Raw genomic sequence first — 13,292 nt, 5'->3', positions numbered from 1 at the left:
TTCAAACTCAGTGCCTTTCTTCACACAACTTAACCTCCTCGATATTTAAACATAGTGTAGTGTGACTTGATTTAAAGGTTGTAGATATTAATCTGTAGGACTCGGGGGGGGGGATGTGATTTTTTTAAGCTATAAAAAAACCTCTAATATTTCTATTAGAGGTTTTGGTTTTTCTACTCCCACTATGGTTAATTAACAATTAATTACTCATTTAGCTATTTTCGACTAGCCGTTACTCACATCTTCAAAATCAGCATCTATGATGTCGTCGTTAGCGCTATTTCTAGCGCTATTCTGGCCTGCATGTCCTTGCTGCTGTGCCCCTTGAGTTTGAGCCTGTTGGGCTCGCGCTTGCTCTGCTTGAATTAAGCCAGAGTATGCTTGTTGCAAAGCATTCTGGCGCGTTTCTATTGCAGCTTTATCATCACCATTCACCGCCATTTTTAGTTGTTCGATGAGTGTTTTAAGCTCGGTTTGTTGTTCTTCATTTAAACTAGTCTCTAAACTACTTATTGACGTTTGTACCGTATGAATGAGTTGATCTGCCTGATTACGTTGTTCAACTAACTCACGTTTTAGTTTGTCCTCACCAGCATGTTGTTCTCCATCTTTTACTAAACGGTTTATTTCGTCTTCGGTTAAACCACTGGATGCGGTAATTTGAATGCTCTGCTCCTTGCCTGTTGATTTGTCTTTGGCTGACACATTTAAAATACCGTTAGCATCAATATCAAAGGTGACTTCAACTTGCACCGAACCCCGAGGCCCTTGTTTTATGTCGGTTAAGTTAAATTGACCTAACGACTTATTGTCTGCAGCCATTTCACGCTGGCCCTGCAACACGTGCACTGTCACCGCTGATTGGTTGTCTTCGGCGGTAGAAAATACCTCAGACGCCCGAGTGGGGATAGTGGCATTTTTTTCAATGAGTTTAGTCATCACGCCGCCTAAGGTTTCAATACCTAAGGTTAATGGTGTGACATCTAGTAACAACACATCATCAACTGCGCCCGACAACACGCCAGACTGAATGGCTGCACCCATAGCTACCGCTTCATCTGGGTTTACATCTTTACGAGGCTCTTTACCAAAGAAGTCTTTTACAGCTTCTTGTACCTTAGGCATACGTGTTTGACCACCTACCAAAATCACTTCACTAATGTCACTTTTGCTTAAGCCTGCGTCTGTTAATGCCTGTTCACACGGAGCGACAGTACTTGTTACTAAGTCATTAACTAACGACTCTAATTTTGCTCGGGTCACTTTTACATTTAAGTGTTTAGGGCCACTGGCATCTGCGGTAATGTAAGGTAAGTTCACCTCTGTTTGCATAGCCGAAGATAACTCAATTTTGGCTTTTTCTGCTGCTTCCTTAATACGTTGTAAAGCTAACGAGTCTTGCTGCACGTCAATACCACTGTCTTTTTTAAATTCGTCAGCAAGGTAATTGATCAAGCGTAAATCAAAGTCTTCACCACCTAAAAAGGTATCGCCATTGGTGGCTAACACTTCAAATTGTTTTTCACCATCAACGTTTGATATTTCAATAATAGACACATCAAAGGTACCGCCACCTAAATCGTAAACCACCACTTTTTGGTCGGCTTTAGCGTTTTTATCCACCCCATAGGCCAGAGCTGCGGCTGTGGGCTCGTTAATGATTCGTTTAACATTTAAGCCTGCAATTTTACCCGCATCTTTAGTAGCTTGACGTTGTGAATCGTTAAAATAAGCCGGTACTGTAATCACGGCATCGGTTACCGTTTCACCTAAATAAGCTTCTGCATCTTTTTTCAATTTACGTAAAATTTGTGCCGATACTTCTTGTGGTGACAGAGCTTTACCATTTACTTCAACCCAAGCATCACCATTGTCAGCCTTAACAATTTTATAAGGGGCGAGCTTAATGTCTTTTTGCACTTCTTTGTCGTCAAACTTACGGCCAATTAAACGTTTGATGGCAAATAATGTATTGTTAGCGTTGGTAATGGCTTGTCGTTTAGCGGGTTGACCCACTAATGTTTCGTTGTTTGCATAAGCCACAATAGATGGGGTGGTGCGGTTACCTTCGGCATTTTCAATAATTTTAGCTTTGCCGCCTTCCATCACCGCTACACATGAGTTGGTTGTACCTAAATCAATTCCAATAATCTTAGTCATAATAATCACCTGTTATTTAATAAATAATGTAAAAAGTCTGTTGCTTATGGCTATTAACCAACAAGCTGTTTGACTATGTAAACAACCTTTTATAAATCGACTAACATTGCTGATTTAATTTTGGCTGCTCAGTAAGTGGGGCTATATTACTCAGCTGCTAAAATTACTTCTGTCACAAAAGTGACAGTTATGATGAATTGGCTATTAACTTTTACTATGTGCTTGCATCTAGGTAGAATGAAAGCACTTGTTAGGCTAGAGCTTCATCACTTTTTATCATGCACAAACCCGTTTCAAACCTGCCTCACAAAGCTAGTCCCGTATTAGTTAAACAAGCCAACCTGTTTGCTGATTTACCAGCTGAGTTAATCGAGGATTTTCAGCAAGAGTTTCAACTAAACGAATGGCACAAAGGAGATTATTTTAATTCTGCGTTATTAACCGAGCGTTTTTTTGTGGTGTTAGAAGGGCAGGTTGAAATTAAACAAACTAATCCTGAAACCGGCCGCGAAGCCACCCTTGATATGTTATATGCTGGGGATTGTTTTGACTTAATTGTGTTATTAGATGGGCAACCCCACGATGTGACAGTGTCGCCTTTAACCAATGTACGGTTACTGTCAGTTAAACTCGATACTATGCGTCAATGGTTGTGGAACTACCCCGCATTCAATCAACAGTTTATGCCTTATTTAGCGCAAAAAATGCGTGAAAAAGAGGAACTCGCCAGCAGTTTAGTGTTGCACAATGTCACCACTCGCCTGAGTCGGATTATTTTAAAACATATTAATAAAATTAAGTTTTTTATAACTGGCAGAGAAGATGAACAACAGCATATAGTCAAAGGATTAAGCGACGAAACGTTAGCGCGTATGTCAGGCACTGTGCGCCAAATAGTCAATAAACAATTACAAGAGTGGAAACAAGACGGCACCATAGACAAAAAGCGTAACCAACTGATTGTTAATGACTTAGAAGCATTAGAACAAGAAGCTAAATATAAAAGTAAGCTACCTGACACTACCCCCAAAAGATAGGATCTAAAAGAGGTTGAACCACAGAGTTCACAGAGTACACAGAGAAAATAAATAAAATCTTGATGCGTAAAATATTCGAGGTTGCGAGTAAAATATACTTACCTAAATACCCTTCCCATTTTTTACCCTGTTTTACTAGCATCTAGCATTCAACAGGCAAAAAAAAAGCCCAGATAATATCTGGGCTAAACACATACTAGGGAACACACATGAAATTAAACACACACTAAATAGGACTAAGGACTTTTGATTTAGTTCATGTAATTAAAAAATAAATTTAATTAATTTGTTATGTTCATTTAAATAAGGTGTTGACGAAATAAATCTAAGGTACTCCCTTAGTTATCATAGTAGGCAGCAAGTCTACACTTTTTCCCGTTTTTGCACTGAGTTTGGCTGCATCTAGAATTTCCATCACTATCATATTGTTTTCTAATGCTGATAACTCATGAGGTAACACCTGAATACTTCCGTTAGCCACGGCTTTAAAATAGGAAAAGGGATCATCATAAGGTTTGGGCCTTTCTGGGAGGGTGAAGCTTTGCTCTTGGTAATTATCGTACCCTTTTGCAATGCGTACACGCATGTCGTGTCGGTTATCTTGATAAATAGCCCCGATTTCGCCATAAATTTCCATATCTTTTCTACCAATAGGCCAATTCCACGATCCTTGAATAATGGCTTGTGATTTTGCATAGGTGAGAATAATTGTCGCTTCGTCTTCTACCTTGGGGTTGTTTTCTGGTTGTAATTGTTGGGTTATTGCTGTGACTCGTAGTGGTTTAGTACCTTTCATCAACCAGGTGAGTAAATTAGCTCCATAGCAACCAAAATCAATTAACGCGCCCCCACCATTTAAGTCTGGGTCTAATAACCAGTCCAAAAACTCGGAATTAATATCGAGTTTCTTTGGTCCTTTATGACCGTCTCTGACAATGACTTTACGAATGTTTCCAATCTCAGCGTTATGCACCCGATTATAAAGGTCATGATTGGTGGGATACCATGTGGTTTCATAGTTTGTGAGCAAATGAATATTATGTTTTCGGGCGAGTGAATACATTTTTTGTGCATCTTGCATATTGACTGATAATGGCTTTTCAACCATGACATGGATACCTAATGGCGCAGCCTGCTCGACCACACTTAAATGTTCAAATATGCTACCAAAAGCCGTTACCCCATGGACTTTTTGAGCCTTAAATAAAGCGTCCATCGAATCATATACTTTGTTCATGCTGAATTTATGTTGTTTAGCATAACGTTTGGCTAATGCTCGGTTTTTTTCTACGATCCCTACAATAGTAAAGTCACCTTTTTTTTCACTTTCAAATATCCAATGTACATGTGTATGGGTGAGGCCTATTACGCCAATATTAAACGTCTCTTCTGTTGCCAAGCTATACGAACAAAAAAGTAGAAAAAAACTTCCTAATAACAAGTGTTTCATAAGGTTAGGTCGCGTCTGGTTAAGTACGGTTATTGTAATATTAGCGAATATTTAATCAGCTGTGGTGATTTAGAGTTTGTGAATACGTATGTACAAGGAAGCGAAGAATTTTAAAGCACTATGATGACACCCATTTTTAAAAAGTAGCAAATTAGCAGCTTTGTCCTAAACTTTAAGGTAGTCGGACAACCAAGGATGGTCTGTAATGCCTCAACCACGTAAAAACCAAATCAGTTTAATCGACACCCCTTATTACCATTGTGTTTCTCGCTGTGTGCGTCGCTCTTTTTTGTGTGGGATAGATAAATTTACTGGTAATAGTTACGAGCATCGCCGAGGGTGGGTAGAGGAACGTTTATTGTTTTTAGCCTCTGTATTTGCCATTGACATTTGTGCGTATGCGGTCATGGCTAATCATACTCATGTGGTGCTGTGTGTAGATAAAGAATTAGCTGAAAGCTGGTCTATGAAGGAGGTGATATTTCGCTGGCAGCAGCTTTATCAAGGCACGTTATTAAGTCAAAAATTTCATCGAGGGGATAAACTCAGTCGTGATGAATGGCTCAGCTTAGAAGATACCGTTGAGGTTTATCGCCAGCGTTTATACGACATCAGTTGGCTGATGAGTAATCTCAATGAGCACATAGCCCGTGAAGCCAATAAAGAAGATGATTGCACCGGTAGATTTTGGGAAGGGCGATTCAAATCTCAAGCACTTCTAGATGAAACTGCAGTGCTAGCCTGTATGGCCTATATGGATTTAAATCCCATTCGCGCCAAGATGGAAAGCGCACCGGAAACATCAAAATACACTAGCATTCAATCCCGAATTCACTCGCTTATCAAAGGCGAACAACCTAAAACGCTGATGCGGTTTGCAGGCAATCACAGACAAAATATGTCAAAAGGCATTGTTTATAGTTTGATTGATTACTGTGAATTGGTTGATTCAACCGGTCGGTGTATCCGAGAAGGTAAAGCTAGCTATATAGATCATCACCTTAGCCCAATATTAGCAAAACTTGGACTTAATTCAGAACAATGGTTGACGCTGACCACAGAATTCGAGAAACACTTTAATATCGCTGTAGGTAGCGAACATATGTTACAACAATTTAAAAATCACACAGACCATCAACGAATACGAGGGATGGCAAAGGCCAGAGCTTTACTGCAAAACGCTTAAGCCACAGCCCGAATTGACTTAATCTACTACCCGCTAATTAAAGCGCTATTTATGTTGCTTGAAATTTGAACTGAACCTCATTGTAAATAGTTAGAAATACATTGGCACCCAAGTGCTCTCAAACTTTTCATTTTGACACCTTAAAAAGCACGGATTTACCTACATTCTACTTGTTGATTTCACAACAATTGAATACTTTATTATTTTGGGTGTCTAAATAAACTATTTTAGTCCAATTTAACTTCTTTTGTTTTATGTGCTTTTCCTCCGAGCCCTCTGTGGTAAAAATTATTTTTTTCTTCTTTCACTCACTTTGCCTTACCCGTAAAAAACTCGCAAAACGGGGAATGCCTCTGGCCGTATATCCATAATATTTAAAGGTAATTACGCTGCCAATGGCTGGTGGGGTTTGCCTTTGAGCATCGGTAAAACCTGTACCAATTTTAAACTGTAGGCCTTGTTTGTTTTGTTCTGAGTCAACCAGCTCAACCAACAAGGAACCCAACATATTTTTGTATTTTCCTTTGCCTGGAATATGGGCGATGACACTTGCTTCGGCATCTTGATGCTTCTTTAGTTTAACTAGGTGTGAGCTGCGCCCATCTTGATAATAAGCGTTTTGATGATGTAGCATGAGTCCTTCGGCGCCTTGGGCAACTAACTCATCTAAGGTGTGCATTAATTGCTTTTGGCTGTTTAGCCTAAATTGTGGAATAACCTGTAAATAGGGGCTAGATACTTTGTTTACTAAACTTTGCATAGCAGATAAACGCTGATTAAAGTTACCGGTATGTGCAGGCAAGTCAAACAGCATAAATTTTATTTTTTGCCAATCTTGGTTGGGCGTGTCCCGTAAAACGATTGAGGTCGTTTGTTCAAAACTGTTGCGCCCTAGCCATAACTCGCCATCTAAAATTTGCGCAGGAAGGTCTTTTACAAACCAATTGGGTGCATGGATTTTATTACCATTTCGAGTGATGAGTATAGAGCCATTCCAGCGAGCGCGAATACCATCGAGTTTTTCACTGATCCAATAGTCGTCTACCTGAGTTTTATCTTGATAACGAGTGGCGAATTGTTGATAACTTGTATCTTGGGTGTTCTCAGCGACATTAGCCTGACTAAGAGTAGATAACAGCATTAGCGTAGATAATAAGAAAGTAATTAACAATAATTTGCAGTTTGTTGATGAAGTCATATTCAATGCGTTCCATGTCGGTGAATAGCTCTAGTAGCAATATAGGTAAATAAGTAGTCACTCAGAATGCGTACAGCGGTTTTTGATCAAGGCATCGCTATGTAGTAATGGTTGTTTCTTTTTAAACTCTCGCTGAGTAGCCAATTATTTACCTATATTGGTATAAGCTTAGTACATAATTATGTGCGGGGATGTATTTCTACTAGAACATCCTGCTAGTGCATGTAGTACACTGTTAATTATCAGAAATTTTTTAAATCCTTGTTATAGAATTCTCAAAAACTATGCCCATGCAAGATATATATATTAAGCCTATTAAAATCCTTATTTTTATTATTCTCATCTGTTCTGGTTGTGCCACTATTGTCAACCTAGACTTAAACAGTTTATATGGCCAAGAGAATACCAGTAACCGCAAGTTACCGGAAACTTTACAGCCTACCAATGATAGCCCTACAAATTTACTTTATGTGGAACAGGTAGCACCGATCATTGAGGGGCGCTGCGTTGTGTGTCATGCTTGTTATGATGCGCCTTGCCAGTTGAAAATGACCTCACCAGAAGGAATTGAGCGGGGGGCAAATAAAGCAAAGGTTTATCATGGAGATCGTATTTTAGCTGCTACACCACAGCGATTATTTATTGATACTTTAACTACTCCTAAATGGCGAGAACGTGGGTTTTATCCTGTTTTAAATGAAAGGGAGCAAACATCTCAAGCCAATACGCAGGCTTCTGTTTTAGCAAAAATGTTGACCTTGAAACAAGAATATCCACAACCCGATGGTAAATTATTAGACCAACGGTTTGATGTGAGTATTGATCGCAGCCAAAGCTGTCCAACAATGGAGGAATATCCTAGCTATGCTAAAAATCAGCCGTATGCGGGTATGCCTTATGCGTTGCCAGAGTTAACTGACAAAGAACATAATATTTTAATGGGATGGATTGAAGATGGGGCTCATATGCCTGGGCCAGCTCCGATATCTGCCACTTTGCAAAAAGCAGCAGATAAACTAGAAGCTTTTCTTAATGCCAAAAACCTAAAAATGCAGTTGAGTGCGCGTTATATTTACGAGCATTTATTTAGCTCACATCTGTATTTTAGTGAGTTGACCGAGGACGATACCCAGCCGCAATTTTTTAATTTAGTGCGTTCTAAAACTCCATCAGGAGAACCTATAGTACCAATTGCCACTCGTCGTCCTTTTGATGAGCCGGGTGTTCAGCGTGTGTATTACCGCCTACAAGCAGTGCATTCGACTATTGTAGCTAAGGCACATCAACCATACGCCATTCATCAGGAATTAACTGACAAATGGCAGAAGTGGTTTGTGGATGCTGAGTATACGGTAAAAAAATTACCTAGTTATAAACCTGAGGTAGCAGCTAATCCATTGACTGCTTTTACACAATTGCCAGTCAATGCTAGATATCGTTTTATGTTGGAACGGGCACAAAATACCATTATGGGGTACATCAAGGGGCCGGTTTGTCGTGGCCAGGTAGCGTTAAATGTGATTAATGATAGATTCTGGGTATATTTTATTAAACCTGAACTAGCCACTTCTTCCAAAGTTAATGAATTCTACCTTTCTCAACAAGATAATTTACATCTCCCTGCAGAAAAAGACAGCACAGCATTTGCTGTTGGTTGGCTTGAATATGCGTCACACCAAGGCGATTATATGCGAGCTAGGCATACTTTTATGACGGAAACCCTAGAAGATGGCCAGCATTTTACTGCTAATGATATTTGGGATGGTGACGGTGAAAATGACAATGCCACCCTAACTGTTTTTCGACATTTTGATAATGCCACTGTGGTTAAAGGTTTAGTTGGAAAGCAACCTAAAACGGCCTGGGTCATTGATTATGCTTTGCTTGAACGAATTCATTATCTGCTGGTTGCTGGTTTTGATGTGTATGGCAATTACGGTCATCAGTTAATGACCCGTTTATATATGGATTTTTTACGTATAGAAGGAGAGTCTAATTTCTTGGCTTATATGCCAGCTAAAACCCGCCGCACAGAGCTAGCGTCTTGGTATCAAAAAGCCAGTCCAGAATTAACGTCTTTTGTAGAAGGTAAAATCACTCCTTTTGAACAACCCACAGCTATAGATTTTAAAACCACTGAGCATAAAAAAGAACTATTCGAGATATTTGCTAAACGAGTCACAAAAGTACAACCAACAAAATTTAAAATACAGGACAGTGATTTAAGCAGCAACAGTCAAGCCTTGTTACAACAGCTTAATAATATTAAAGGTATGGGGGCTTCGATTTTACCTGAGTTGAGCATGATTATGGTGGAGCCAAAGGGTAGCGAACATACTGAAATTTTTACCTTGGTACGTAACAGTGCTCATTTCAATGTTAATAGTCTGTTTAGTGAAGAAGATAATCGCGATCCTAAAAATGATAATGTCACGCTTGTTCATGGTTTACTGGGTAGCTACCCAGATGCATTTTGGCGGGTAAAAGAATCAGACCTAGCTAAAATGGTTGCCAAAGCTCAACAAATTTCTACCGAACAAGATTACGCTGCATTCCTGGATTCATTTGGGGTACGCCGTACAGACAAAAACTTCTGGGAGTTTAGTGATAAAATTAACTATACCTTCATGGAACAAAATCCTATAGAAGGTGGTTGGTTAGATTATAATCGACTCGAAAACCGATAATCAGTATGAATAAGACTTGAAAACTTAGGTTAAATTAGTAATTGAAAAATAAAGTCTCGCCTGAAGTTGAAGCTAAGTCTATACAAATGGCTAAAGACACTCAAAATCTAGGCTAGACTAATACCAATTTACCCTAATAAGTAGCCTCTGAGCGAGAGTTTAAAAAGGCTTAAACAAGGCGCATTATTGACAGCTCTGTATTAAAGACAGCTAGTGCTATTTCAAAGTCCTAGAACGTAGATTAAGTCTTTTTGAAACTCGCCATCAAGCACAAGCTGATATTATTGATTACATTGAACCATTTTTTAATCAGAAGCGAAGATATTATAAACTGGGAAATATCTCACTAGTACAATACGCGATGGAATTATTGCAATGTTCCTAAGAATCTGCATGAATACTTGACCATTACAGTAAATACAAACAGTAGGTGAGGTGTTTATTCTATCCCTGTCATTTCCTGTAAACTCACATGTTCAATAGCCCCTTCCGTTGCCTCGTTAAGGGCTTTTACATGAGATGTATTCATATGTTCTTGCCACAATTCTCGGGTTTGCCAGTTCTCATAAAACATAAATAGCGTAGGGTTAACGTTATCTTGATGTAGAACGTAATTTATACAACCAGCGTCTTTTAGACTAGGTTGAACTAGTTTTAGCAGCTCATTTTTAACCAATTCAACTTTATCAGCCTTTGCAGTAATATTCGCGACTATGGTGAGATGGGGCATATTAATACCTTATTTAGTTCTTGTATTTCAATTGGAAAATAGCCTAGTATTTTTTATTAATAAAGTTATAAATTTATGTTTATCAAACTATTGTTCTGATTTTTTCTCGTATATATTACATTTTAAAAATTCAGTTATTAAGGGTTAACGTGCGTTTTGTATTGTTTGGGCTAATTGCCTTGTGTAGTAGCAATGTGTTTGCAGATATCAAGTTTTCTGGCTTTAACATGTCAGACACCTTTTACGAAAACTTAAATATTAGCCCCAAAGCGTTTGAACAATGGAGACTGGCCGATATTTGCCCTAAATCAACAGGCCGTTCTTATTTTGAAGTACGCTCAGCGGTGAAATCAGCACTGAGTGGAAAATTGGAGATGATGCAGGGAATAGATGAATATGGCTACCTATCCGACTTGATTGAATCTGTATTACCCCAAGTAGAAAAGCCCGAATTATATCAATATGAAAATTTGTATTGCATGCTCAGTCATTATACTCAAACAGATGTGCAAGCCTTTTTAGTTAATCAGCAAGAGAGCGAGGAATACCAAAAACTAAGCGTAAAAAAACGTAGCAATTATCAAAACTTAATAGCTAACCACACTAAATTAGTCGCACCTTATTTTGATAAATTAAACCTACCTAAATTATTGGAGTTAAATTTTAATATGGTGCCAGCGTTTGGCACGCTAATAGAGCTCGAACTTGTGCAAATCTTACATGATCAAACACCAGTAAAGATGCAAAAAATTATTGATTTTTACACTCAGCAGTGGCAACCAAAATCCGTAGACTTGGATGATAGCTTTGCTGATGATGGCTGGATTTATTATCTATTTAAATTTAACGACCCCAAGCAAAAGTGCCGAGTAAAGTTTGACCATAGCGAAGAAGCTTTAGATAGCTTTCCCAGATTAGAAGTACGTTGCAAGAATTACAATGACTCAGTAACAGCTACAGACAAAAATCAACATATTATGCAGCACTCTTCTTTTGCTCAAGAGTTGTTAAATGCGGCTAAACAAGAACACGCGCGTAGAGTGACTGAAAAAAATAAATTAGATGTCGGCGTGGTGTTATAAGCTATTCGTCGCAAGTTAGGCTTATTAATTTTGTTGTAATTCCTGTGGAATATCCCAGCTAGTGATAAATTGTTCGCCTTGCCAGTTTTCTATGGTGAGCCAAGCTTTATGGCCAGCACTAATGAGTTTGGGGGCAATAGCATGTACCTCTTGGCCATGTTGGCTGCCATGCAGTATGCCTTCATCACCCGTTTGTAATTCAGCTAAGGGAATAGGCGCTTCGCCGATATTAAAATAAGCTTGGCGAATGTGTGCCACTTTACCTTGGCTAAATATCAATAAAAAATCTTTAGTGAAATGTCCTTCATGTTGATATGGCTGATCCATGTCGTAAGGGGTGGGGGTTATTTCAAAGGTTCCTACTTTTTGAGTGGCCCAAGCTTTTGGAAAAACAGGCGTTAATGACTGGTACAAAAAGTAAAGCGGTAAAATTAAGACGAGGCCGTTAATTTCATATTTATTTCGGCCCCAGAATGATTGAGTAGTACGCGCCATTAGTGAGTTTCCTGTTGAATGAATGTTTGCTGGTTATGGTCTAATTCAACAGTCGGTTTTCTGGCTGCTTTAACGGTTCTGGTGCCCCACATTAAAAAGCCAGTGATCGACATACCTGTCAGTAACACGCCAAATATAAACCAAATTATCTTTGTCCAAATACCACCTATGGTGCCGTAGTGCAGTGGATTAACCACATTGGTTAAGGTTTCTAAGGCTGCCATTTTTTCTGGATTCCTTTCATCTTCAATTTCACCCGTCCAAGGGTTAACCATGACGCCTAAAGAATATTGATCGAAAAAAATAAAGTCACCATCACCATACAGTTTATAAGTATCTCGATTGTGTTCAGGCAACATGGCGTATGTACTTTTAAAATTAGGGAACCTTTGTTCGGCAATTTCAAATGCATCCGTTGCTGAAATTGGCATAGTGGCAGTTTGTTCAGCAAATTTAGGTAATTGTTCGACTGTTACAGTAGGTGGGTGGGGTTCAATATCAATATCTGCATGCCACATGATGGCTTGAACCAAATACCATAAACCAGTCAAGCTCATCAACATGAGAAACCATATTGACCAAACACCAGCTAATTTGTGTAAATCAGAGAGTAATGTTTTTTTACCTTGGCTTAAGCGAAGTTTGGGTTGAGTAAAAGTTCGCCAGAAATTTTTATACACCAGCAAACCTGTCACTAACGCACCTAACATCACTATTGCCATGGCACATACTAGGTAATAACCCACACTGTAATTATGCTGCCAAGGGAATAACAACCAGCCGTGTAACGAGCGCATAAAGTTGATAAAGGTGATGCCTAAATTGATTTCTTGGATCTCACCTGTGTATTGGTTCACGTAAGCAACAGCGACAGGTTTATCACTGTCATTAAACACAATAGCGTTAACTAAATATGGCTCAAATGACAATGCTATAGATACATTTGCCGTCGGATAAGCTTGTTGTACAACTGAAATTAACTCTGCAGTTGGTTTTTCTGGTAGATCTTGTGGGTTACTTGCACGTGCAGCTGGATTAGTTAGCCAAGTTAATTCGTGGCTAATAACTGAAATTGTTCCGGTTAGGCAGACAAAACAAAATATGAGCCATATTGGAAGTGAAAACCAACCATGAAGTTGGAACCAGAAACGATTACTAATTTTGGACATAATAATTCTAAATGGGTGCTCTTTTATAGAGCCTAATAATAATAATGGTGCTGTAAGCATAACTCAAACCTTAAATAAAAACAATTATCACTACCAGT

10 protein-coding genes and 1 pseudogene are annotated in these 13,292 nt (G+C 38.9%); 5 read left to right on the top strand and 6 right to left on the bottom strand.

Annotated features, from left to right (window positions below):
* Nucleotides 1-225: 225 nt before the first annotated feature.
* Nucleotides 226-2,160, bottom strand: a complete 1,935-nt coding sequence (dnaK, locus tag L0668_RS07830) for a molecular chaperone DnaK (protein WP_235311566.1) — start codon at nucleotides 2,158-2,160, stop codon at nucleotides 226-228.
* A gap of 278 nt (nucleotides 2,161-2,438) precedes the next feature.
* Here dnaK and L0668_RS07825 point away from each other — a divergent pair, with 278 nt between their 5' ends.
* Nucleotides 2,439-3,197 (top strand): Crp/Fnr family transcriptional regulator, encoded by a 759-nt coding sequence (locus L0668_RS07825; protein WP_235311565.1) that lies wholly within the window; start codon nucleotides 2,439-2,441, stop codon nucleotides 3,195-3,197.
* Between the two features lie 325 nt (nucleotides 3,198-3,522).
* Here L0668_RS07825 and L0668_RS07820 read toward each other — a convergent pair whose 3' ends face one another.
* Nucleotides 3,523-4,596: a Gfo/Idh/MocA family protein gene (locus tag L0668_RS07820; protein ID WP_235311564.1), complete on the bottom strand. Its 1,074-nt coding sequence runs from the start codon at nucleotides 4,594-4,596 to the stop codon at nucleotides 3,523-3,525.
* Between the two features lie 256 nt (nucleotides 4,597-4,852).
* Between L0668_RS07820 and L0668_RS07815 the strand changes: the two genes are divergently transcribed.
* Nucleotides 4,853-5,833: a transposase gene (locus L0668_RS07815; protein ID WP_235311563.1), complete on the top strand. Its 981-nt coding sequence runs from the start codon at nucleotides 4,853-4,855 to the stop codon at nucleotides 5,831-5,833.
* 304 nt (nucleotides 5,834-6,137) lie between these two features.
* On the opposite strand, the gene L0668_RS07810 is transcribed toward L0668_RS07815, so the two are convergent.
* A complete protein-coding gene (locus tag L0668_RS07810) occupies nucleotides 6,138-7,031 on the bottom strand; it encodes a DNA ligase (protein WP_235311562.1) in 894 nt (297 codons plus the stop codon).
* Nucleotides 7,032-7,321: 290 nt separating this feature from the next.
* Here L0668_RS07810 and L0668_RS07805 point away from each other — a divergent pair, with 290 nt between their 5' ends.
* Nucleotides 7,322-9,718: a fatty acid cis/trans isomerase gene (locus L0668_RS07805; protein WP_235311561.1), complete on the top strand. Its 2,397-nt coding sequence runs from the start codon at nucleotides 7,322-7,324 to the stop codon at nucleotides 9,716-9,718.
* A 259-nt stretch (nucleotides 9,719-9,977) separates the two neighbouring features.
* Nucleotides 9,978-10,103 (top strand): annotated as a pseudogene (locus L0668_RS20890) (hypothetical protein); the annotation flags it as partial.
* Nucleotides 10,104-10,157: 54 nt separating this feature from the next.
* Here L0668_RS20890 and L0668_RS07800 read toward each other — a convergent pair.
* Nucleotides 10,158-10,448, bottom strand: coding sequence for a putative quinol monooxygenase (locus L0668_RS07800; RefSeq protein WP_235311560.1), 291 nt, complete (start codon nucleotides 10,446-10,448; stop codon nucleotides 10,158-10,160).
* A 149-nt stretch (nucleotides 10,449-10,597) separates the two neighbouring features.
* Here L0668_RS07800 and L0668_RS07795 point away from each other — a divergent pair, with 149 nt between their 5' ends.
* Complete coding sequence (locus tag L0668_RS07795) at nucleotides 10,598-11,530, top strand: hypothetical protein (RefSeq protein WP_235311559.1); 933 nt, start codon at nucleotides 10,598-10,600, stop codon at nucleotides 11,528-11,530.
* Nucleotides 11,531-11,554: 24 nt separating this feature from the next.
* On the opposite strand, the gene L0668_RS07790 is transcribed toward L0668_RS07795, so the two are convergent.
* Both L0668_RS07790 and L0668_RS07785 read right to left on the bottom strand, forming a co-directional pair.
* A complete protein-coding gene (locus L0668_RS07790; protein ID WP_235311558.1) occupies nucleotides 11,555-12,025 on the bottom strand; it encodes a PA2404 family protein in 471 nt (156 codons plus the stop codon).
* Nucleotides 12,025-13,194: a PepSY-associated TM helix domain-containing protein gene (locus L0668_RS07785; protein ID WP_235311710.1), complete on the bottom strand. Its 1,170-nt coding sequence runs from the start codon at nucleotides 13,192-13,194 to the stop codon at nucleotides 12,025-12,027. The genes L0668_RS07790 and L0668_RS07785 overlap by 1 nt, the downstream gene beginning before the upstream one ends.
* Nucleotides 13,195-13,292 lie beyond the last annotated feature (98 nt).

It is taken from the genome of Paraglaciecola algarum, assembly GCF_021532655.1.
GTDB lineage: Bacteria > Pseudomonadota > Gammaproteobacteria > Enterobacterales > Alteromonadaceae > Paraglaciecola > Paraglaciecola algarum.
Note: the sequence above shows the minus strand (reverse complement) of the source record. Positions and strands in the feature narration are given on the sequence as shown.